The following is a 23,156-nucleotide window of genomic DNA, read 5'->3' as shown; positions in this document are numbered from 1 at the left end:
ATTTTGAAAATACATAACATTGGTTTTTCAACAACTGTGTTATTTACGTTGTGTATTATGTAAATTAAATACGTGATTATTTACATGAAATATACCGCAATATCACAATATCAACCTTTTCTCTTCATTAAATTAGCCACTCCTTTTCACTTTGTAAGACTTTCTAAAATGAATACTTTAAATAAATCTTTATGTACTGCCCTTTTAGCTGTAGCAGCGACATCTTCTTTTGCAGCAGAAACTCAAGTTGTAGAAACCACTCAAGCTGCTGTTGCAACTGAAAATGCAGCACCTGCTTCAGAAGCTCAAGCAAACTAATGCTTTAAGCATCTTGGGGGATTCATTTGGTTGGATTCCCTTTTATCACTCTTCTCTATATCAGAATTTTATATCTATTCATCTACATTTCTTGCCATCAATACTGCTACAACCACGTTTAATCTCTCGCAATTTACACAGACCACTGAAGTCTTTTCATGCTAAAATTTTCAAACTCTACTTATTTATAAAACAAGTCATTACCTCATAAATGGCTTATTTTTAGAAGGTTTTATTCATGTTCAAATGGTTTGAAAAACGTGTTGATCCCTATCCAGAAGAAGGTTTAAACCAACCTTTACCGACCACGTTCTTTCCGTTTGTATGGCAGGCCGCTAAAGGTGTACGTGGCTATTTGCTGATTTTGATTTTATTCACGGCTGGTGCTGCCAGCTTTGAAGCATTGTTTTATGCCAAAATTGGTGACTTAGTAAACTGGCTCAGTAAAAGCCAGCCAGAAACATTTTTAGCAGAACATGGTTCAAATTTAGTCCTGTTATTCTGTATTTTATTGGCCAATATTTTATTTGCCAGTTTACAGTCGATTATTAAACATCAAATATTATTTAGCACTTTTCCCATGCGTCTGCGCTGGCGCTTTCATAATTTACTGCTGAAGCAAAGTCTCGACTTTTTCCACAATGATTTTGCAGGACGACTCTCCGCAAAAGTCATGCAAACTGCACTAGCAATACGTGAGTTTTGGGTTATTTTGGGTGACATGTTGGCTTATGTGCTAATTTATTTTGTCACGGTCAATCTAGTGCTTGCTGCTATTTCTCCACTCCTAATATTGCCTTTACTGGTCTGGTTGGCGTTGTTTATCTGCGCAGCATATTACTTCATCCCACGTTTGAGCAAAGTTTCAAATGAACAGGCTGATGCCCGAGCTGTAATGACTGGTCGTGTTACTGATGCCTATACCAATATTCAAACAGTGAAGCTTTTTGCCCATGCAGGACGTGAAAGCTTATATGCCAAATCCTCGATGCAAGAGTTCATGGTCACTGTTTATAAACAAATGCGTTTAGGTGCTAAATATGAAATCGGCATCCTGTTTTTAAACATAGTGCTTTATGCGGGCGTATTGGGCACAGCGGTTTGGTTATGGATGAATGGGCGAGTTGAACTCGGTGTTATTGCTGCTGCAACGGCTATGATTTTAAAACTGAGCAGTATCGCAGAATTTATCATGTGGCAAACCTCAGCACTTTTTGAAAGTGTCGGTACCATTCAAGACGGCATGAAAACTCTCGGTCGTTCGATCACCATTCAAGACAAACCTAATGCCAAAGACCTTGAGGTTAAACAAGGTGTGATTGAGTTTAAAGACGTAACTTTTGCGTACAACAGTAAAAATGTCATCGATAATTTAAACCTACGCATCCGAGCTGGTGAAAAAATTGGGATCGTAGGTCGCTCGGGTGCAGGGAAATCAACACTGATTCAACTATTGCTGCATTTTTATCAATTGAAACAGGGTGAAATTTTAATTGATGGACAGAATATCGAAGATGTCACCCAAGACAGCTTACGTCGTAATATTGCCTTAGTGACTCAAGACACCTCCCTGCTACACCGTAGTGTTGCAGAAAATATTAAATACGGCCGTCCAAATGCCAGTGATGAAGAGATGTATGCTGCTGTACGTAAAGCCAAAGCCGAAGAGTTTATTCCTCAGCTGACTGACTTACGTGGTAAATCAGGTTATGAAGCCTATGTTGGTGAACGTGGGGTGAAACTTTCAGGTGGTCAACGTCAGCGTATCGCCATTGCTCGTGTATTCTTAAAAGATGCACCGATTTTAATTTTAGATGAAGCCACCAGTGCCCTAGACTCAGAAGTTGAAGCTGCAATTCAATCTAGTCTTGATGACTTAATGCAAGATAAAACGGTGATTGCGATTGCGCACCGTCTTTCAACCATTGCCCAAATGGATCGTTTGATCGTGCTTGATGAAGGTCGTATTGCAGAACAAGGCACACATGAAGAACTGATTCAAAAAAATGGTATCTATGCGCACCTTTGGCAGCGTCAAACAGGTGGATTTTTAACGGAACAACATCCAATTAAAAAGAAAGAAGCCTAACTTTACTTTCCATTTTCAGCACGCTTAGATCATTATCATCAATGATTTTAGCATGCTGATTTTAAAAGATTTCACTTAATTTTTAGCATCATTTGCTGAGCCTTTATTTTTATCGAGAGTCTTATATTTTTGCTCAGAAATTTATGATATTTATAATATCGTTCCACTAAATCAGAAATGAAAAGGATACTGAATTGATATAGGCTCGGAGCATATTGTTGGACAATATGCTCCATGAATTTGAAATATTCATGCCAATATAACTTCAGTCAGAAAAGAAAGAAAAATGCAATGGATCGCGCATGAAAACAGTTTCACTTCGCCAAGATCAAGGAATTCCTGGTGTTTATGGTTTATTGTTGTTAGATGTTGTGTCTCGTTGGGGCTATAACGCAGAGACCCTATTTTCCCCTTTTCAACTCACGAGCGAACAACTCGCAGAGCCTGACTTTCGCATACCTGTTCATACTGCCAATGAACTTGTGAAGTTGGCCAGCCGTCTCACTGGTGAGCCCACGCTTGGCTACCATCTAGGCACGCAAATGCGTATTTCAATTCATGGCTTCATTGGCTATGCCATTATGACAACTCATGATATTGGCGAAGCCTTGGTACTTGCTAACCGTTTTATTCAACTACGCATGCCTTTTTTGCAGCTTTTCTTTTCCACTTTCGGAGAAAAAGCGACTTTACAATTACGCTGTGATGTCGATATAGAGCCGTTGCGTACCGATATTGCGATCAGTATTATTTTTGGCATTGTTTCTATGAGTAAGGCGCTCACTGGCATTGAAAATCTGGCTGGGGAAATTGATTTCGATTTTCCAGAACCTGAAGGTTTTGATCGCTATCGTGCAAAGCTACCTAACCATAGTGTTCGCTTTGATCAACCACATTTACTTTTGAGTTTTGATAAGCATTATCTCGGCTTTAAAATGGTCAATGCTGACCCACTTGCAAGCCAAATAGCCATTAATCAATGTGAAGCTGAACTCTCAGCCATGGGCGAACGCCGAAGATTATCGATGCGTGTTCGTGACATTTTAACGCGCTCAGAACAACACTATTTAAGCATCGAGCATGTGGCTGACCTCTTACACATGTCTGATCGAACACTGAAACGCCAACTGGCTGCTGAAAGCACATCTTTTTCCACCATTGTGGATGAAGTACGTTACCGTCATGCCACGTCACTTTTGTCACGTACAGACTATAGCTTAGAGCAAATTGCGGATGAACTGGGATATAGTGATGTGGCAAATTTCAGCCGAGCCTTTAAGCGTTGGAGTGGGCGCAGCCCGAGTAATTGGCGTAAAGATCCGTATTTATAGATCTTTTGTTTTGATAGAAAAGCATGTATAAATCATGCGAAAAATGATTTTTGTATTTTAAGGAGTTATTCATGAATCATCCTTCAGAATTGAAGTATGCAAGTACACATGAATGGGTGCGTATTGAAGGTGATCTTGTTGTAACTGGTATTTCAGACCATGCACAGGATGCCTTAGGCGATTTAGTCTACGTTGAAACACCAGAAGTTGGTCAACAAATCACTGCGGGCGAACAAGCGGGTGTGGTTGAATCTGTAAAAACGGCTTCTGATATTCATGCACCGGTTTCTGGCACCGTAGTAGAAATCAATCCCAATCTGGAAGATGATCCTGACTTCGTCAATGATGACCCTTATGGTAAAGGTTGGATTTATAAAATCAAACCAGACAATATCGCAGATGTAGAACAACTCCTTTCAAGCACAGCCTATGAAGCGGGTCTATAAGCCTAGTATTCATATTTACTGCTCAAGAAAAATCAGTCTGCGGACTGATTTTTTATACCTATACTCTTATTCTGATAAATTAACTCGATATTTACATATTCATCTCGCTTAAAAACCAGTATTTATTACTATAATTATACTTTTCACGTGCATTATCTTATAATTTGGTTGTTTAAAATTTCACAGCCGTGACCTAGCTTCTGCATAAAATAATAGCAACAGTTCACGCCTTGTGGCCTCATCTTCGAACCAAAGGTTCTGCATGTCTGCTCTTAATACATCATCGCTATGGAATAAGTCTTTTATTCTTTGTTTAGCGAACAATATGTTTTTGTTCATCTTTTACTTTGCACAGACCTCAATCCTCCCAATCTATATTTTGAATGATTTGGGAGGAAACCTTGCACAAGCAGGCTTAGCCATGACTTTGTTCATGGCATCGTCTATCGCAGTTCGTCCTTTTAGCGGACTCATTATTGAGAAGTTTGGCAATAAGAAAACGCTTTTTATCGCAGAAGCCCTATTTTGTTTATTTTCCTTGGCTTATTTATTTGCCGATAATTTACAACTGTTGTTATTGATTCGTTTTCTACATGGTATTTGGTTCAGCATCGTCACCACAGTTGCCGTACCTATCGTCAATGAGTTTATTCCAGAAAAACGTAAAGGCGAAGGTATGGGCTATTTTGTCATGTCCATTAATCTAGGCATTGTGCTTGGGCCATTCCTCGGTTTAACCTTGATTCAGTCTGCATCCTATCCAATGGTCGCAGGGATTTTAGCGTTTAGTGTCTGTCTCGGTTTCTTGTTTTGCTTCTTTATCCCAATTCAGCAGACCACTCAAAAATTGACACCCACCGTGAAACGCAAGCTCAGTATCCATGACTTTGTTGAAACTAAAGCCTTGAATATTTCAATTATGGGCATGATCGTTTCTTTTTCCTATGCCAGTATCATGTCGTTCATTTCAACTTATGCAGAGTCTAAATATCTGCTGAACTACGCGAGCTTGTTTTTTATCGTCTTTGCAATTTCCATGATGAGTCTACGCCCGATTACAGGCAAAGTTTATGACCGTCGCGGTGCAAGCTATGTGATTTACCCAGCAATTATATTATTTAGCTTGGGGCTTATGATTCTCAGTCAGATTCAATCTTTGACAGGTTTATTGGTTGCGGCTGTATGCGTTGGTATGGGTTTTAGTTCTGCACAGCCTTGTCTACAAACTCTCGCTATTCAAGGTGCTGAAAAGCATCGGATTGGCCATGCGACCTCCACGTTCTTTACCATGTATGACTTAGGTATTGCACTTGGTTCTGTATTGTTGGGTATACTCATTTCTAAGCAAGGTTATAGCTTCACTTATTTATTCTGTGCACTAACAACTATTTTAAGTTTATTTTTCTATGCCTTTATCGCGAATAAAAAGAAAACCGCTTAACACATCAGTCCGTATGCGCATAGTAATGAACATACGGACTCACAAATTAAGCGTCGTCTTTCTCTTCTTCAGCTTCTTTGGCCTTTTCAGCAACCGCTTGATCAAAAGACAAAGCACTATTTGAATTTAACTGCGGGTTGGCACGACTACTCTTTAATTTAATCTGTAGACGTAATTCATTGACCGAGTCTGCATTTCTAAGCGCTTCTTCATAAGCAATTGCACCTTGATTGTATAAATCAAACAAAGCCTGATCAAAGGTCTGCATACCTAGCTCTCGTGACTTAGACATCACTTCTTTGAGTTCATGGAAATTCCCTTTAAGTATCAAGTCTGACATCAACGGCGTATTGAGCATGATTTCCACTGCTGCTCGGCGACCACGCCCATCTTCAGTTCGCACCAGACGCTGTGAAATAATCGCCTTCATATTGGAAGATAAGTCCATCAAAAGTTGATTGCGACGTTCGTCTGGGAAAAAGTTAATAATTCGATCTAAAGCCTGATTTGCATTATTAGCATGTAATGTGCCTAGGCATAAGTGGCCTGTTTCTGCAAAAGCTATGGCATGCTCCATAGTCTCCGTGTCACGAATCTCACCAATTAAAATGACATCAGGTGCTTGGCGCAAAGTATTTTTCAAAGCATTGTGCCAAGAGTGACAGTCCACACCTACTTCTCGATGAGTAATCATCGATTTTTTATGCTTGTGTACATACTCCACAGGGTCTTCAACCGTAATAATGTGCCCTGCCGAGTTTTCATTTCGATGATCAATCATGGCCGCCAAAGACGTAGATTTACCCGACCCTGTACCCCCAACTACCAATACTAAACCACGTTTTTCCATAATCACGTCTTTTAAAGACGTCGGAAGTTGTAACTTGGTGAAGTTAGGAATTTCCGCGGTAATCGTACGAATCACCATCCCCACATGCAGTTGCTGCTGAAAAACATTGACACGAAAACGCGAAACATTGGGAACGCTAATTGCAAAATTACACTCAAGCTCGGTTTCGAACTCCAATCGTTGCTTTTCGTTCATTAAACTATAAGCAAAGAGTTTGGTCTGATCAGATGGCAAGTTTTGTTGACCCAATGGCTTCATAAGGCCCTGATGCTTAATACTTGGCGGAAAGTCTGCAGATATAAATAAGTCTGAGCCACCATACTCAACCACTTTGCTGAGCATGTGAAACATCATCCGACGGGCTTCTTCTAAAAGTTCTGCAGAATACATAGTGTTCTCTAAAAATTAGTACAAATAGCTGACTTTAAAAAGCATTTCTTTTATTCAAAATACAATTTTTATCGTGTTGTTTCAGGCTTCTGATTTTGCATAAGTTTATGCTCTAGCTCAACCTAATTTATCGTTTGATAAATAACTTTTAACTTATTTTTCAATTTATTATCTTCATTTATTGAACTACATCACAAAAAAAAGACCTTTCAATGAAAGGTCTTTTTGGCTGCGTTGATTAAGCACTCCGTTGAACAGCATGGCTGCGTAATGTATCAGCAACCTCTAAAAGTACTTGCTCGGTTTTTTCCCAGCCTAAACAGCCATCGGTAACAGACTGACCATAGACCATGTCATCTGAAATTTTCTGATTGCCATCAACTAAATGACTTTCAAGCATGACACCACACACATTGCTTTGCGTGCGTTCTGCAACAATGCTACGCAGTACATCAGGTTGATTAAGTGGATTTTTACTACTGTTCCCATGACTACAGTCAATCACCAAAGCAGGTAATTCACCTTTGACTTTACCTTGCATATGACGAATATCTGCTAAAGCATAGTTAGGCCCTGAGTTTGCACCACGTAAAATCAAGTGTGGCTTCGGATTTCCTTGAGACTGAAGCATACATGCCATGCCTTGCTGCCCAATTCCCATGAACTGGTGAGGGTTTGATGCAGACTGAATCGCATCCAGTGCAATTTGAATTGAACCATCTGTGCCATTTTTGAAACCAATGCTGAACGGCATATGACTCGAAATTTCACGATGAATCTGCGACTCGCTGGTACGCGCACCAATGGCTCCCCATGCCAACAGATCATCGAAATAAGCAGTCGCCATTGGACTTAAAATTTCTGTAGCAATCGGTAGGCCCATGTCAATAATCGCTAAATACAATGCTCGAGACTGCTCTAATCCCAACTGCATATTGGAGGATCCATCGAGTAGAGGATCGTATAAAAAACCTTTCCAACCCACTGTAGTCCGTGGTTTTTCAATATAAGCACGCATCACGAAGAAAATCTGATCTGAAACTTTGGCTTGTAGTTGTTTTAATTTTTCAGCGTATTCTAAAACCGCAATAGGGTCATGAATGGAACACGGGCCAGTAATGACCATTAAACGATGGTCTTTGCCTTCTAATATATTTTGAATGGTTTGACGCTGTTCAGCAATTTGTAGTTTTAATGCCGCTGAAAGTGGCAACTGTGCTTTGAGTTGCTGTGGCAAACTTAAAAGTGTTTCTTGAACTGTCGTTTGAGGACTTTGTAGTGCAGTATTTAGAGCATTCATTGGTTTGTATCCTTTGGACTGTGGTCTTCAGTCCGATCTTTTATTTGAGCGTTATGGGTCTAATGGATTGCTGGGCTAAAGTCATAAATTGACTAAAGTAAAACCAATAAAAGTTGCTAAAGTATGAATAGTTAGTTGTTTTCATGAAGTACTCCAAAATTTATTAAAACAGCAGATATAAAAAAACCTGACCAGGGTTGCCGATCAGGTATTAACTAGGTGGGCAACCTTTTGATGCCCGAACGCGTTCAGGCAATTATCTAAATTGCCAAAAGTAATAATTTGCGTTAGAGATTACAGGTTGCTTTAACATTTTTATATCTTCAAAAAATATGTTATCTGAAATTTAAAATACGCTGATTTTTTTGCTTTTACAACACTTTTTTATACAAAAAATTCAGTTCCACCCTGTTTAAGTTGCTGTCTTAGCCTTTAGCTCAATTGCCTCATCATATTTGAGTTCATGAGAACAATATAGCCATGCCTAGTGTAGTTTTAGCAACTGCATTTCTGCCTGCTGAGCACAAACAGGTGGACTAAACAGATAACCTTGCCCAATATGGCAACCCATATCTCTTAAAAGCTGCAATTGTGTTTCAGTTTCAATCCCTTCAGCAACGATATCCATCGATAAAATCGGGCCAAGTTTGGCTAACCCTTCGACAATGGCATAAATCGATTTATCATCACTTAAACGTTGCACAAAAGAGCAGTCAACTTTAATAATATCAACGGGATAGTCACGTAAATGAGTAAGAGAAGAATGCCCAGTACCAAAATCATCCAGTGCTATTCGCACACCATTTGCTTTGAGTTTTTTTAAGGCACGAACCACATATTCATAGCCGCGTTCAGCCAAATGATATTCAGTGACCTCGATTTCAACAAATTTTGAGGGGATGCGGTAGGCTTTGAGACGTTTTAAAAAGATCTCTGCAAAATTATCACGCATAAACTCAACAGGTGCTGCATTAATTGAAATGGGTACAATCTGTAAGCCTTTTGCCCGCCATTCAGTAATCTGCTTGAAGACCTGATGCTGCATAATCTCACCAATACGGCTGGATAACTCATAATCATTAAAGGCTGCTGCAATTCGTGCAGGGCTTTGAATGTTATTTTGATCATCACGCCAGCGTAATAGCGCTTCATAACCAATAATTCGTTCTGAATCTAAACAGACTTTCGGTTGAAAGAAAGCCTCGATGGCAACATTACGGATAATTTGATGTGCACAATTAAGTTGTTCCGATTGTTCACGTACCGCATTAAACATATCCTGATCAAACATGCGCATACCACCGCGACCTTGTGCTTTAACATCATTAAGGGCTGTGTCGGCACACTTGAGTAACTCACTGAGGTCATTGGCATCATCTGGGTATAGGCCACATCCAATGCTCATGCCACCATTGATGTAGTTCCCCGAAAATGTAATAGGGATCTCGAGTTGTTGCAAAATCTGCTGGGCAATTTGATTGAGCTCGCCTATATCCTGCACATGCGGAATAATCACACCAAACTCATCCCCACCAAGACGTGCCAAGAAAGCACGGCCTTCTAGAATTTGTTTTAAGCGTTTTGATAAAATTCTTAAAAGGTGGTCGCCTGCGGCATAACCGAGTGTGTCATTAATGGTTTTAAAGTGGTCTAAATCCATCAGCATCACGGCTAACTTTTGTTTTTTATCTCGCGCACTACTATAAAGCTTTCTGATTTTTTCTTTAAACGCACGTCGGTTATTTAAACCTGTTAATTCATCACGTTCACTGCCTTGTTTTAATTTTTTTTCGGTCAGATATTGCAATGTGATATCACGTGAAACACATAAAATACTTTGGGTTTTTCCATTAACATCAAGTACAGGTGTCAGAACATTATCCCAATAATAAACTTTTTCATTCAATAAACTAATGCCATTAAAATGGGAAATTTGGCCTTGACCCGCATCATGCAATGCTTTTTTGGCTTTTTTACGCACCGCAGGAGGCAGTAGTTCAACCCAAGACATACCGAAGTCATTAATATCTGCACTTCCCAATAACATGACACATGCCGATTTATTCATATGGGTGACCGTACCATCTGGCTCAACCACAATAATGCAGTCTACGCTGGCATTTAACATATCCGAATGAGCACGTAACAGCGCCAAAGACTCGATATAAATTTTCATGCCCTGATGAATATCAGTACAACTCAGTTGAAATCCCGCCGTAGAGCGATCCATTTCACCTTGGACTAAGAACCAATGATACTGGCCCTGATGATTACGAATACGACAGGTTTTTTCAAATGTGAGCTCAACAATTATCGGTTGATGCAAAAATTCATCTAATGCTGGCACATCTTCAGGATGAATATATTCGATTAAATTGAAGCTATCTGCGGATAAATCCATCCCCCCTACATACTGGCGTAAGGGTAAATTTAAATATTTGCAGACATTATTATGAATCCAAAAAAGCTGAGGAATAGTATCAATCAGATGGTGGTCTTTTTTTGAAGTAGAACTCTTCTCTGCCTGTTGATCATAAGCAATATTTTTAGATTTAATTTTAGGCTGTGAATGGGTTCGAGACATAATAATTATCTGCAACTTAAACTCGCTGGTTTAGTCCATAACCAGACATATTGTTTAAAAAAGAAATCAAGCAAAGTCATGAAAAACAATAAAAAAAACAAAAAGTAAATAATAAGTATAATGACGCTGCGTGATTACCATCACAATATGCATCATATACAACTTATATAAGCGTATACCAATGAAAAATTGCAACTATTACACAAATCAGACAAATAACAGAGAGCGGTTTTCAATAGTAAATGAGCATTCATTTGAACAACACAATGAAGCTAAAATTTTTTCAATGAAAAACCAATAATAACAATAATTTATTTTAAGTAAATACCGACTATTCACATAATGATTAAATTTAATCCGACTTACACAAAGACATCATTCATAGGCATTTTACGCCCTAATTTTGTGCAAAAAAAGCAGAAGCCTGATTGGTCAATATTATCCAATAAGGCTTCTGATCTGGTACATGGTTGTGAGTTATGATTTAAAGATTTTTTTCTTCAATAAACCCAAATTGTGTTTCAGAAAAGACTGTGTAGGGTCGCTCTTTTCATAACATTCATTTGGCAGCGAGTATTTAGCCAATTTCACCCAAACAGATGAAAACTGTTTGATAAAGCTCGCTTCATTATAATGTATTCCATACTCTGCACACAGTGCTTTAATTTTGGGAGCTACTTGTGCATAGCGATTGGCAGGCATGTCTGGGAACAGATGATGTTCGATTTGATGACTCAAGTTCCCGCTTAAGATATGCAAGCCCTGTGTCCCACTAAAATTACTTGAGCCTCGAATTTGGCGCAGATACCACTCGGCCCGTGTTTCATTGTCGATATTGTCCATTTCAAAGTTTTCAGCGTCTTCAGTAAAGTGACCATTAAAAATCACTGCGGATGCCCATAAACTACGAATAACATTGGCTACTGCATTTCCTGCAAAGACTGGCAGTGCATTTGGCCCAGCAATGATTGGGAAAAATATATAGTCCTTAATCACTTGGCGTTTCATTTTCAGCCTAAAATCATATGACTCTATCCAAACTTCGCGCCAAGTTTTTGTTTTATAGGCCACTACATCTTCTATATGCAGATTTTGTATACCAACATACCACTCAAAAAATACCATCAATTGTACAGCTAAAGGCAGATTCAGCAAAAAGCGAGGTTCCCAGACCTGTGCATCGCTCACACGGACTAAGCCATAGCCGACATCATGGTCCATACCAACAATATTGGTGTAAGTATGGTGGATATAATTATGCGTATGTTTCCAGTCGGGGCCTGTGGCCATAGTATCCCAGTCATAATTTGCCCCGTTGAGACTCGGGTCATTTAACCAGTCAAACTGACCATGCATGACATTATGCCCAAGCTCCATATTTTCTACGATTTTAGATACCCCCAATAAACCCGTGCCCAAGAGCCATACTGGAGGTAACCATCCTGCAAACATAAGCATTGCACGTGCGCTTATTTCGCTATAACGCACAAAATTTCGGATTTTGTAAATATATTGAGCATCTTTTTCATTGAGACTTTCCATCACTTCACGACGGATTGCTTCAACCTTCAAACCAAACTCTTCGATTTGTGCAGGACTTAAATATTTGGATTTACTGCTTTCATTAAAATAAACGGGAAGATTCATATCTATACCTTCTTAGAGGTTGATCACAACAGGACTGACAGCTTGTGAAATGCATAATTTAATTTGTGTGTTATTGTTTTGATCAAGCTCGCCTGTGAGCAGATTCCGCACCACACCCTGAACTTTTGTACATGAACAAGTATTACAAATGCCCATACGACAGCCATGTGCGGGACGTAAACCCGCCTGTTCTGCACTGTCTAATAAATTGCTTTGGGCCTGAAACTGTTGCTGCGAACGTTGAAACGTGACCACTTGAGCGCTCTGGGTGTGATCGACAACAATTTGAAAGTATTCTGTATGCAGATGGTCAACTAAGTCTAAAGCCTGATAAATTTTTGTCAGGCTTTGCATCATATTTGCAGCACCGCAGGCATAGCATTCACGTTGTTCAAAACCTTCAACCTTTTGGCTAAGCACGTCTTGGCTCAGATGTTGTTTATGAGTCCGTGTATTGATATGGTGATATTTAAACTGCGGATAGAGTTCGGCCAGACGTTGCAGTTCTGCGTGAAAGGCATCATCCCGCGTAAAGTAAATGAGATCGATATTGGAAACTGTTTGTGGGCGTTTTAATGCAGCCTTAATCAATGCGTAAATTGCGGTAATACCACTTCCCGAGGCAATCATCAGTGCAGAGTGAGGCTGACTTTTTAAAACAAATTCGCCCTGCGTTTGGGAAATTTCAACTACACTTTTTACAGGCTGTTGAGTGAGTCCATTTGAGACTTTGCCCTGTTGTCTGACAGCAATCACAAGATTGCCATTTTCTAAAATCTCGACAATTGAATAGCTGCGTTGCCAACGTACACCACCAATGAGTACTGTCACTAAAATGCTTTGCCCAGCTTGATAGTCGGCTGCTTTAAAATGATGATTTGGCTGTAACTGCATGTACACGAAGTCATCTGACAAATGATGCTTTGCAACAATCCGAGCTTTGGCTTTTTTCCATGACCATAGCGGATTTACTTTTTCAGCCAAAAAATCGATGAAATCTTCACGTACCCATTCAGGACGGTATTCAACATGCTTTCCCATAGTCACCCTCTGCTTTAGTTTATTTTTATACAAGTGTGCATTATTGAGCCATCAAGATAAGGTCAGAACCTATTTTCGACTATGTCATAAAAGGACAAAATCTAACGAATTGACATTTTTTATCATTTTTGTCTAACAACATGAACAGTTCTGCCAATTCACTTTTCTTCAAGCCAAAAACAAAAACCAAGCCGAAGCTTGGTTTTTTAAACATATTACAAAGAATTAGTCTTCAAAATGAATCACTGTACGGATTGATTTTCCATCATGCATTAAGTCAAAGGCTTCATTGATTTTGTCGAGACCCATGGTATGTGTAACAAATGGGGCTAAACGAATGTCACCAGTCATTGCTTCTTCAACCATACCTGGCAGTTGTGAACGACCTTTTACGCCGCCAAAAGCTGTCCCTTTCCAGGTACGGCCAGTTACTAGTTGGAATGGACGTGTTGAAATCTCTTGACCTGCACCTGCCACGCCAATAATTACCGACTGGCCCCAACCACGGTGTGCACATTCAAGTGCTGAGCGCATGACATTGGTGTTACCAATACATTCAAATGAGTGATCAACCCCCCAACCCGTCATTTCAACAATGACTTCTTGTACAGGACGGTCATGGTCTTTTGGATTTACAAAATCAGTTGCCCCGAATTCTGCTGCTAATTTATATTTTTCAGGGTTCGTATCAACCGCAATAATACGGCTGGCTTTGGCTTTTTTTGCACCTTGTACAACCGCTAGACCAATACCACCCAAACCAAAGACTGCAACGGTATCACCCTCTTGTACTTTGGCTGTATTTTTGACTGCACCTAAACCAGTGGTCACGCCGCAACCCAATAGACAGACGTGTTCAGGGTTAGCATCTGGATTGATTTTAGCCAAAGACACTTCTGCGACAACGGTATATTCAGAAAACGTTGAGCAGCCCATGTAGTGATAAATCGGTTGCCCATTATAAGAAAAACGCGTTGTACCATCTGGCATCAGACCTTTGCCCTGCGTCGCACGGACTGCAACACATAGATTGGTCTTGCCTGACTGACAGAATAAACACTCGCCACACTCAGCCGTATACAGTGGAATAACATGATCACCCGGCTGAACACTGGTTACGCCTTCACCGACCTGAACTACGATACCCGCACCTTCATGGCCTAAAACTGCTGGAAAAACACCTTCGGGATCATCACCAGATAGAGTAAATGCATCGGTATGGCATACACCTGTATGGGTAATCTTGACTAAAACTTCACCTTTTTGCGGTGGAGCAACATCAATTTCTACAATTTCGAGAGGTTGTCCAGGTCCAAAGGCAACAGCTGCACGTGATTTCATTTTCGCTATCCTTAAGGAAGTCTTTAACAGATGCGCTACAGTAACCGCTTTTTATTCTTTGTTTCAACCTATAACATGTGAAATATATAACTTATAAAAATTAGGTCTTTAAAAGAAATATGGCGATACCAACTCATTGTCGACCGCTGATTTTGTTAAGCACCGTTTTAACACTCGCGGGATGCCAGCTCGCCCCCAATCAGGCTAAGCCTTCAGCCCCTGTAGAGGTATATGCAGAGCATTGGCTCAAGGGTCAAGATGCGTCTGCACAGCAAAAACAGGGACTTACGGCTTATTTGGCGTTGGACGAAGCGTTTATGAGCATTGCCTCACGCTTACACTTGATACGAGAGGCCAAGCACAGTCTAGATGTCCAATACTATATCTGGGGAGATGACTTTATAGGCCATATGATGTTGCACGAACTGCTGAATGCTGCGGATCGTGGGGTGAAAGTACGTTTATTAATTGATGACCAAAACGGCACGGCACTTGATGAAACTTTCAAAAAGCTGAGCGCTCACCCCAATTTTGAAATCAAATTATTTAACCCTTACAAATACCGTCATTTACGTGTGATTGATTATGCTTTCCGCTTCAATCACATTAACCATCGTATGCACAACAAACTGATCATTGCTGATGGTGCAATTGCGGTAACTGGTGGTCGTAACATCAGCAGTGAATACTTTGATGCCAGTGAAAAATTCCAATTTACCGATTTGGACATTTTGTTTTATGGGCAAGCTGTAGAACATGCGAATAGCGTATTTCTAAATTTCTGGAATGATGATCTCAGTTATACAATTCCCCAATTAGTGGGTCGTGGAACAAAAGAAGAACTGGCTCAATTAAAACAGCACTATGAAGCGGATGCCTTAGATAAAAATGTGATTGAACAGAAAATTGATCTGGCTCGGATACAAGTGGATTCAGAGCTGACTAAACATCCTGTTAACTGGGCAAAGGCTCATTTCATTGCTGATTCTCCCAATAAAATTCGTGGTGAAGCAAAGCCTGATGAAATCATTGTCAAACAAATGTTTGATTTGATGGGCAAGCCTGAAAAGCATATGGAGTTGGTCTCCGCATATTTTGTCCCAACCACAGCAGGTGCCGACTATCTTTCCAATTTGGCAAAAAATGGAACTCGAGTTCGGGTCTTAACCAATTCGTTATTGGCTAATGATGTTGCCATTGTGCATGCATTTTATAAAAAATATCGCCGTGGCTTACTCGAAAATGGCGTCAAATTATATGAATTTAAACCCTATATCGAACGAGAAAAATACACATGGTATGAAGTGGCAACTGGGCATGTGATTCCAGCTAAAGGTCGAAGTTCCTCACGGCTCCATGCCAAATTTTTTGATATAGACGGAAAAGTCTTTGTTGGTTCGTTTAACTTTGACCCACGCTCAGCCCATTTAAATACAGAAGTGGGCTTAGTGGTAGAGTCAGATCAATTGCAAAATGCAATTTCACATAAGTTAGATGAATTTCTCCCGCATATTGCTTATGAGTTAAAACTCAACTCTCAAGGCGATATCATTTGGCTTGAGCATCAAAAAGATGGAAGTGTCATTGAACATCAAAAAGAACCCGAAACTACAAAATTTCAGCGTTTTATGATGAAAGCCGTGTCATACCTACCAATTGAATGGATGATGTAATTACAGGTGAATGACGTTATCCATATTCTCTAACGTACGATAGCTTTCTGTTTAGGCTAAGTGCTTTGTTTTTTAGGCTCAGCTTAAAAATGCTTTATCTATTGCTATTTTTAATAAACACCATTGAATATAAAATCCGAACAGAATAATTGGCTCTGATACCTAAACTCATTCAAGGTCTTGAAAGGTTTTACTCAGTACACACTTTGATTTAACATGCAGCCCTTCTTTTTATCTCTCCTCTATAAAGTTTAGTAATGCAATTTTTTGATTTAAGTCGTCAGTTTAATCTCAGCAATATTTTAACCCCCTACAAAACACTAGAAGATCTTGCTCGACAAGAATGGTTTCTAAGTAAAGTGCGTGTTGAACATGACTGCTTGAGTGACAGTGACATGGTTGAAGGGCAAGTCGTTTTAAAATCCAATCAAAATATCCAAATTGAACTGGAGTGGCAAATCCAAGATACAGGCCATGAACTTTTGGTTCAGTTTAAAGGGATCGAAACAGCTGCAAGCGAAGAGACTTTTGTTTTGGTGAAAGGTGCACAATTGATCGATGAATCGCAACAGCCACTTTCGGCAGGTGCACTCAGCCTTTGGCTTGATGGAACATTATTCCCTATGCTGCCACAACTACGTAAACAGATTAAAGCGAGGCTTAATCTCTGGGACTATGTTGAGTACGAAGACTAAAGCAGACCAACCATCTACGAATACTTAAAAATTCAGGTATAGAGGCAATTTCAATAGTTACCTAAAGTAAGCCTATTTCAGAAAATAAGTTGTAATAAGCCTCGGCTTTTTTCTCTAAAGCCAAAGGATAGGCACGAGAAGAAGATGGCATCCGATAAAGCCTCAGGTCTCGCCCAGCAAAATGTGTCTCGGACTTCATGCCAATTTGTGGTTTTAACGTACCTGTAGGCATAGACAGCATGAGCGTATCCGTAGCTTTATCACCCGTGGTCATCACACTATGACATTCGGGCATTTGTTCCAGTAAATGTTGTACATTGGTTGGGGTAATAATGTGCAAAAACTTATCTGAAGCATTGCCTTTTTGGCGAATCACTTCATAGGCCGTATCAAAAATCGCAATGCCCCATTCATTTAAAAATGCACGGATCTGCTGTTCTTTAAATGTCTTCTGCTCGATATTGAGAAAATAATTTTTATCTTGGAAAAAACACAGGCCAAATATTTTCCACATATCATTTTGAAAGTTTGGATAGTAAAAGTCCATTTTCCAGCGGGTCTTGGGCGGCGGAAAGCTGCCCAGCATCAATAATTTGGCATTAGCTGGGAGGAACGGTTTAAGTGGATGTTTTTCGATTTCAACTGAATGTGTCATAAGCTATAAAAAATTGTCTTTATTGCATTTTAAAAAGATTGGCGTATTTTTTCAGCCACTTGTTTACCCCAATACTGATAAATTTCTTTGCTGGGGTGGAAACCATCTTTGGCCATAGCTAAGTTTAAAGCCAAAAACTTCTTTAGATCGTACTCTACCCACTCCATCTGATTGTGCTGTGCGACAAATTGGCCTAATTCTAAGTTCATTGCTTTGGCATATTGACCGAACAACCATGCAAGTGGGTTTGGAAGTGCGGGAAACTGATCCATCGGGGGGACACCCGATGCAATTGTTAGTTGTGGACTAAACTTATGTTTGAGTATGTCATAAAGCTCCTTCTGTTTTGCGATCCAAGCCTGCGGCGAAGTGAATTTTGTAATGTCATTTACGCCCACAGAAGTAATGATGACATCAAAATGCTGTGTCTCAAGCGTTTGGATGGACTGAATGACCTGATCTGTGGTGAATCCCGTCGTTGCGTGTAAATAAAATTGAATACTAAACTCAGATGACAGTTCTTTTAAAATTGAACCCAATAAGGCATCATCTTGAACATTTACACCAACTCCAGCCGCCGCTGAATCCCCCAAAATGAGCAAGGAAAGCGACTTACCCACGCCTTTTTGTCCAATGCGCTCTCCTTCGGGTTCAGCCAATCTTGGTGTATTTTTTTTGACGGCATAACCTTGAAAAAGAATGACTGGAATCAAAGCCAGCGTATAAATTTTTAATCGCATATTCAGTGACTGGGTCTAAGCTAGGTGAAAGATGAAAATAGTATACGTTGAATTGCACCGATACACAGACTTAAATATTCTTCAGAAATATTGCTTTAAAGTTAATGATAAAAATACATATAATCATAAAGTTACAAGAATTAACATTGTTCTAGCCATTTTAAGTCTTTATCTTCGGCTATTTTTCTAAGTGACAAATATAATCTACGACTTCACTTGTCATCATACTAAAGCGACTGTTGGCAGGAACATCAAAACTTTCACCTGCATGATACAACCTCATTTCAGTCTGTAGCCCAATTTTAACTTGGCATTGACCTGAAACAATTTCAATATGCTCTGCGACATGCGTTTCAAAAGTCAGTGGTTGATCTGTAGGCAAAATAACCCCAAGGGTCTTTTGTGAACCATCTTCACATTGAATGACATGACTGATTGAGCGCCCACCAAAATGGACATTGGGCTTTTTTCTAACTGAAACAAAGTCGAATTGTGTGGACATCTTAATCACCTTTTTCTGCAATGCTACCTCGGGTTTATGACCAACTCATGAATACATTCAAATGCTCATTTGAAATAGCAGTTATTGTTTAGAAGGCACTCGCTTAGTTAAAAATAAAAAGGCTGATTCACAGCCTTTTATTTCAATCATTAGCCCAGTTTATTGACCAATTTCAGCGGTAAAATTTTCATCGCCAAACCCAATGGTAACCACGGCCATTTAGGGACATAGGCTTTTACAGGGGCTTTTTCAATTTCTGCTGCCAACAGTCGTGAACCTGTTTTTTCATCCACTTCAAAAGGTAGTGGTTTTGCGCCCTCATTGATTTCTGTACGAATATAGCCAGGGAAAATCGTGGTGACTTTGATTGGAGTATTGAGCAGTTCAGCACGAATACCTTCGGCCAAATGTGCAACACCTGCTTTACTCGCACCGTACGCTGTCAAATGTTTTGGCATCCCGCGAACTGCACTCATAGAAGAGATAACAACCAAATGTCCTGCATTTTGTTCACGGAAAATTTCGACTGCAGCTTCACACTGCGCTAGAGCTGAAATAAAGTTGGTTTCAACCGTGGCTTTATTAATCGCAAAACTGCCTTTGCCAATTCGACGCCCATCTCCAATTCCAGCATTCACAATTACACGGTCTAAATGACCAAATTCTTGTTTAAATGCACGAAAAACTGCAAACACTTGATCGTAATTGGTTACATCTAAAACTTTAGGAATGACTTTTATGCCGTACTTGCTCTCAAGTTCCTGCTTTAAACTTTCAAGGCGATCTAAGCGTCGTGCACAAATCGCCAAGTTATAGCCTTTTTGTGCAAATTCGCGCGCCATACCTGCACCAATGCCAGAACTTGCCCCTGTAATTAAAATTGTTTTAGCCATGTCTTAATCCTGTCCTTAGATCCATGTCAGTAAGTTTGAGTTTTCGGCTTTAATAAAATGATGTTCATTGAGACTTAAAAGCTGCGGTTCATTGCCCACCAGTCGTAATGTGGTCATGCTGCTGTTGGCAATAGCCCAATTTAGAGCAAAGGTTTTATTTGGACTTAAACCCAACAGCTTACCTGCAACCACTGAAATTACACCACCTGAAGTAAACACCACAGCATAACGTGGTTTGCTTTGAGCCAATTCATCACACAAATCTTGTAAAGCGGCTTCAATTCGACTTTTAAATTTAGGCCATGATTCATCGTATTCATGGTGATAGTCGCCACCTGTCCAGCGTTCAATTGCCCCTTCAAATATCTTGGCCAAATATGCACGTGGGTTCGATTCTTTAGCCACATCGGCTTTTAGTAAATGTGGCTCGTTAAAACGTGGTTCGTAATGAGCAAAGACTTGCTGATGATTGAACTCATTCCATGCAGAATCTGTTAAGACATCCACCTCAGGAAAGCATTCAGCCAAAGAAATACATGCCGTTTGCTGATGTCGCTGCATGGAGCCTGACACCACCACAGGTGCTTCTTTTAAGATCTGATCAAAATATTGACCTAAAATTTTGGCTTGGAGTTCACCATTGGGAGAGAGTTGATCATAACTTTCTGCACCAAAAGATGCTTGCCCGTGGCGAATGAAATAAATAGTGGTCATTTGCCTAATATTTCCTTCATTTTAACAATGTATTTTTGAGCGACTTCATTGGCTTCAATTTTTTGTAAACCAATCAATTTAAGTGCGCGAATATGGAGAGCATGAATTAAAATCCAAAAATCTTTGAAGGCAGGGTTATTGGTCTGTTTGTGGTGATAGCGATAATAAATTTGCTGGGCAATCACGGCTAAACGGAAAATACCAAAGACTTCATAAAAGGTCCAATTTTCTACTTCTAAACCTGTTTTTTCTAAATAATAATCGACCACTTCTTTACGTGTGAACATGCCTTTAAGATTTGTCGGTTGACGACGTGTCGCTTTAAAAAGTGCACTATCCGACTCTTCAACCCAATATGCCAAAGCCGAACCTAAATCCATCAGCGGATCCCCAAGCGTTGCCATTTCCCAATCCAAGACGCCAATAATTTGTGTCGGATGATTCGGATCTAAAATAACATTATCAAAACGCCAATCGTTATGAATTACACAAGTTTTTGAGTCTGCTGGAATATTATCCTTCAGCCACTTTCGCACATATTTAAATGAAGGGACGTTAATGGTTTTGGCTTTTTCAAAACGAACGTCCCAACCTTCCACTTGACGACGGCAGTAACCCTCACCTTTACCAAGGTTCTCAAGCTCTGTGCCTTGGTACGGGACTTGATGAAGTTCGATCAGTTTATCAATCACATTGATACACAACTCACGAACTTGGGCTTCTTTAAAATCTAGCTCTCTCGGTAAATTGGCACGTGGAATAATGCCTTCTACACGTTTCATCACGTAGAAGTCACAGCCAAGAACAGATTCGTCCTGACATAATGCAACCATTTCGGGAAGTACAGGATAAAAAGGGGTTAAATTCTTTTGCACATGATATTCACGTGCCATGTCATGTGCAGATTTAGCTTTGGTACCTTTGGGTGGGCGGCGTAGAATTAGATCGACATTGTCGTATTTCAATCTATACGTCCAGTTAGATGCACCGCCTGAGTATTGCGTGACTTCAACCTGCCCTTGTAGATCGACACCTTGTGCTTTGAGCCAGTTTTCTACGGCTACAGCATCCAGTTCTTCGCCCGCCCGAACTGTTCCACCTACATCAATCGCTGACATTCTTTTTTCCCAAACTATCAATCTTTTCTTTATAACTTAGAAGATCATCTATTCTTATTTCAACACGATGAATTAAAGAGATGATCTTCTCCTCTATTATTTTTTACGACGCGTACTATAGCCGCGTTTTGCCAATTCTAATTTTGCAATCATACCTTTATGCACTTCATCCGGCCCATCGGCCAAACGCAGTGAACGTGCTTGAGCGAAGAAACCTGTCAAAGGCGTATCACGCGACACACCTGCTCCGCCGTGAATTTGAATCGCCATATCGACCACTTTTTCAAGCACACTTGGCGCAACGACTTTAATGGCAGAGATTTCAGTTAACGCGGCCATATTCCCTAAAGTATCCATTTTATACGCAGCATACAAGGTTAATAAACGTGCTTGATCAATTGCAACACGTGCATCAGCCACGCGCTCTAGGTTTCCACCTAATTTTAAAATTTCTTTACCAAATGCTGTACGACTCATGCCACGATCGATCATCAACTCTAAAGATTTTTCCGCAGCACCAATACAGCGCATACAGTGATGAATACGACCCGGGCCTAAACGACCTTGAGCAATTTCAAAGCCTTGACCTGCACCACCAATAAAGTTGGAAACTGGTACACGAACATTGCTAAAGCTAATTTCGCCGTGACCATGGGGTGCATCGTAGTCACCAAAGACTGGTAACATACGTTCAATTTTGACTCCAGCTGTTTCAACAGGCACTAAAACCATCGAGTGTTGATGATGACGATCTTTGGTTTCATCAGGTGTATGCGCCATAAAAATAATTATTTTGGCATTGGGATCACCTAAGCCTGAAGACCACCATTTACGGCCATTTAAGACAATTTCATCGCCTTCTATCACGGCTGTTGCTTGCATATTGGTTGCATCGGATGAAGCAACAGCAGGTTCTGTCATGCAGAAAACAGAGCGAATTTTTCCATCTAAAAGTTGCGTAAGCCACTCTTGCTTTTGAGCTTCAGAGCCATAACGCCACAATACTTCCATGTTGCCACTGTCAGGTGCATTACAGTTAAATACGGTCGGCGCAAGAAGACTCCGGCCTGTGAGTTCTGCAATATGAGCATACTCTTGAACCGATAGACCTTGACCCAATTCAAGACACGGCAAAAACATATTCCATAAACCCGCAGCTTTTGCTTTAGCTTTTAGCGTTTCAAGTTGTGCAGGCCACTGCCATTTGGTCCAGTCACCACCTTGGTTCAGTTCATGTACCTCATGCCAAAAGTCAGTTTCGATGGGCTCAATTTCATTTTGAATAAATTGTTTGGTACGTTCTACATAATCTTGAGCACGTGCTGAAAGTTCAAACATGGCTGCTTCCTTCGATCTATTTTGATATTTTCGCTTTACATCAACATAAC

The 23,156-nt window shown here is 40.1% G+C and carries 20 protein-coding genes; 7 read left to right on the top strand and 13 right to left on the bottom strand.

Annotated features, from left to right (window positions below):
* Nucleotides 1-84 precede the first annotated feature (84 nt).
* The 5 genes from RR876_RS14775 (at nucleotide 85) to RR876_RS14755 (ending at nucleotide 5,625) form a co-directional block, all read left to right on the top strand.
* A complete protein-coding gene (locus RR876_RS14775; RefSeq protein ID WP_332477890.1) occupies nucleotides 85-318 on the top strand; it encodes a hypothetical protein in 234 nt (77 codons plus the stop codon).
* 238 nt (nucleotides 319-556) lie between these two features.
* Complete coding sequence (locus RR876_RS14770) at nucleotides 557-2,407, top strand: ABC transporter ATP-binding protein (protein WP_332477889.1); 1,851 nt, start codon at nucleotides 557-559, stop codon at nucleotides 2,405-2,407.
* A gap of 302 nt (nucleotides 2,408-2,709) precedes the next feature.
* Entirely contained in the window at nucleotides 2,710-3,738 is a 1,029-nt protein-coding gene (locus tag RR876_RS14765) for an AraC family transcriptional regulator (RefSeq protein WP_004979806.1), read from the top strand.
* A gap of 71 nt (nucleotides 3,739-3,809) precedes the next feature.
* Nucleotides 3,810-4,184 (top strand): glycine cleavage system protein GcvH, encoded by a 375-nt coding sequence (gene gcvH / locus RR876_RS14760; protein WP_332477888.1) that lies wholly within the window; start codon nucleotides 3,810-3,812, stop codon nucleotides 4,182-4,184.
* 262 nt (nucleotides 4,185-4,446) lie between these two features.
* The gene (locus RR876_RS14755) at nucleotides 4,447-5,625 is read left to right on the top strand and encodes an MFS transporter (protein ID WP_332477887.1); all 1,179 of its coding nucleotides are present in this window, start codon (nucleotides 4,447-4,449) and stop codon (nucleotides 5,623-5,625) included.
* 46 nt (nucleotides 5,626-5,671) lie between these two features.
* Here RR876_RS14755 and RR876_RS14750 read toward each other — a convergent pair whose 3' ends face one another.
* The 6 genes from RR876_RS14750 to RR876_RS14725 all read right to left on the bottom strand — a co-directional run bounded on the left by RR876_RS14750 (nucleotide 5,672) and on the right by RR876_RS14725 (nucleotide 14,778).
* A complete protein-coding gene (locus tag RR876_RS14750; RefSeq protein ID WP_332477886.1) occupies nucleotides 5,672-6,865 on the bottom strand; it encodes a PilT/PilU family type 4a pilus ATPase in 1,194 nt (397 codons plus the stop codon).
* Between the two features lie 238 nt (nucleotides 6,866-7,103).
* Complete coding sequence (locus tag RR876_RS14745; protein ID WP_332481889.1) at nucleotides 7,104-8,165, bottom strand: 3-deoxy-7-phosphoheptulonate synthase; 1,062 nt, start codon at nucleotides 8,163-8,165, stop codon at nucleotides 7,104-7,106.
* Nucleotides 8,166-8,649: 484 nt separating this feature from the next.
* Nucleotides 8,650-10,749: an EAL domain-containing protein gene (locus tag RR876_RS14740; RefSeq protein WP_332477884.1), complete on the bottom strand. Its 2,100-nt coding sequence runs from the start codon at nucleotides 10,747-10,749 to the stop codon at nucleotides 8,650-8,652.
* A 477-nt stretch (nucleotides 10,750-11,226) separates the two neighbouring features.
* Nucleotides 11,227-12,396 (bottom strand): acyl-CoA desaturase, encoded by a 1,170-nt coding sequence (locus RR876_RS14735; protein WP_332477883.1) that lies wholly within the window; start codon nucleotides 12,394-12,396, stop codon nucleotides 11,227-11,229.
* A 12-nt stretch (nucleotides 12,397-12,408) separates the two neighbouring features.
* Entirely contained in the window at nucleotides 12,409-13,437 is a 1,029-nt protein-coding gene (locus RR876_RS14730) for an iron-sulfur cluster-binding domain-containing protein (protein WP_332477882.1), read from the bottom strand.
* Nucleotides 13,438-13,662: 225 nt separating this feature from the next.
* Nucleotides 13,663-14,778, bottom strand: a complete 1,116-nt coding sequence (locus tag RR876_RS14725) for an S-(hydroxymethyl)glutathione dehydrogenase/class III alcohol dehydrogenase (RefSeq protein WP_332477881.1) — start codon at nucleotides 14,776-14,778, stop codon at nucleotides 13,663-13,665.
* A 119-nt stretch (nucleotides 14,779-14,897) separates the two neighbouring features.
* Here RR876_RS14725 and RR876_RS14720 point away from each other — a divergent pair, with 119 nt between their 5' ends.
* Nucleotides 14,898-16,451 carry a phospholipase D family protein gene (locus tag RR876_RS14720; RefSeq protein ID WP_332477880.1) on the top strand — a complete coding sequence of 518 codons (1,554 nt, stop codon included), beginning with the start codon at nucleotides 14,898-14,900 and terminating at the stop codon, nucleotides 16,449-16,451.
* Between the two features lie 257 nt (nucleotides 16,452-16,708).
* Nucleotides 16,709-17,146, top strand: coding sequence for a hypothetical protein (locus tag RR876_RS14715; RefSeq protein ID WP_332477879.1), 438 nt, complete (start codon nucleotides 16,709-16,711; stop codon nucleotides 17,144-17,146).
* Between the two features lie 61 nt (nucleotides 17,147-17,207).
* Here RR876_RS14715 and RR876_RS14710 read toward each other — a convergent pair whose 3' ends face one another.
* The 7 genes from RR876_RS14710 to RR876_RS14680 form a co-directional block, all read right to left on the bottom strand.
* Nucleotides 17,208-17,801, bottom strand: a complete 594-nt coding sequence (locus RR876_RS14710; protein WP_332477878.1) for a uracil-DNA glycosylase family protein — start codon at nucleotides 17,799-17,801, stop codon at nucleotides 17,208-17,210.
* 29 nt (nucleotides 17,802-17,830) lie between these two features.
* On the bottom strand, nucleotides 17,831-18,541 hold the full coding sequence (locus RR876_RS14705) for an SGNH/GDSL hydrolase family protein (RefSeq protein WP_332477877.1): 711 nt from the start codon (nucleotides 18,539-18,541) through the stop codon (nucleotides 17,831-17,833).
* Nucleotides 18,542-18,719: 178 nt separating this feature from the next.
* Nucleotides 18,720-19,043: a pyrimidine/purine nucleoside phosphorylase gene (locus RR876_RS14700; RefSeq protein ID WP_332477876.1), complete on the bottom strand. Its 324-nt coding sequence runs from the start codon at nucleotides 19,041-19,043 to the stop codon at nucleotides 18,720-18,722.
* A 149-nt stretch (nucleotides 19,044-19,192) separates the two neighbouring features.
* A complete protein-coding gene (locus tag RR876_RS14695) occupies nucleotides 19,193-19,936 on the bottom strand; it encodes an SDR family oxidoreductase (RefSeq protein WP_332477875.1) in 744 nt (247 codons plus the stop codon).
* A gap of 15 nt (nucleotides 19,937-19,951) precedes the next feature.
* Nucleotides 19,952-20,650, bottom strand: coding sequence for a histidine phosphatase family protein (locus RR876_RS14690; RefSeq protein WP_332477874.1), 699 nt, complete (start codon nucleotides 20,648-20,650; stop codon nucleotides 19,952-19,954).
* Nucleotides 20,647-21,768: a phosphotransferase family protein gene (locus RR876_RS14685; RefSeq protein WP_332477873.1), complete on the bottom strand. Its 1,122-nt coding sequence runs from the start codon at nucleotides 21,766-21,768 to the stop codon at nucleotides 20,647-20,649. Before RR876_RS14685 ends, RR876_RS14690 begins: the two co-directional genes overlap by 4 nt.
* Nucleotides 21,769-21,864: 96 nt before the next feature.
* Complete coding sequence (locus RR876_RS14680; protein WP_332477872.1) at nucleotides 21,865-23,106, bottom strand: acyl-CoA dehydrogenase family protein; 1,242 nt, start codon at nucleotides 23,104-23,106, stop codon at nucleotides 21,865-21,867.
* Nucleotides 23,107-23,156: the final 50 nt, after the last annotated feature.

The organism is Acinetobacter sp., from assembly GCF_036666595.1.
In the GTDB taxonomy this organism is placed as follows: domain Bacteria; phylum Pseudomonadota; class Gammaproteobacteria; order Pseudomonadales; family Moraxellaceae; genus Acinetobacter.
This window is presented reverse-complemented; position numbering and strand designations above follow the sequence as displayed.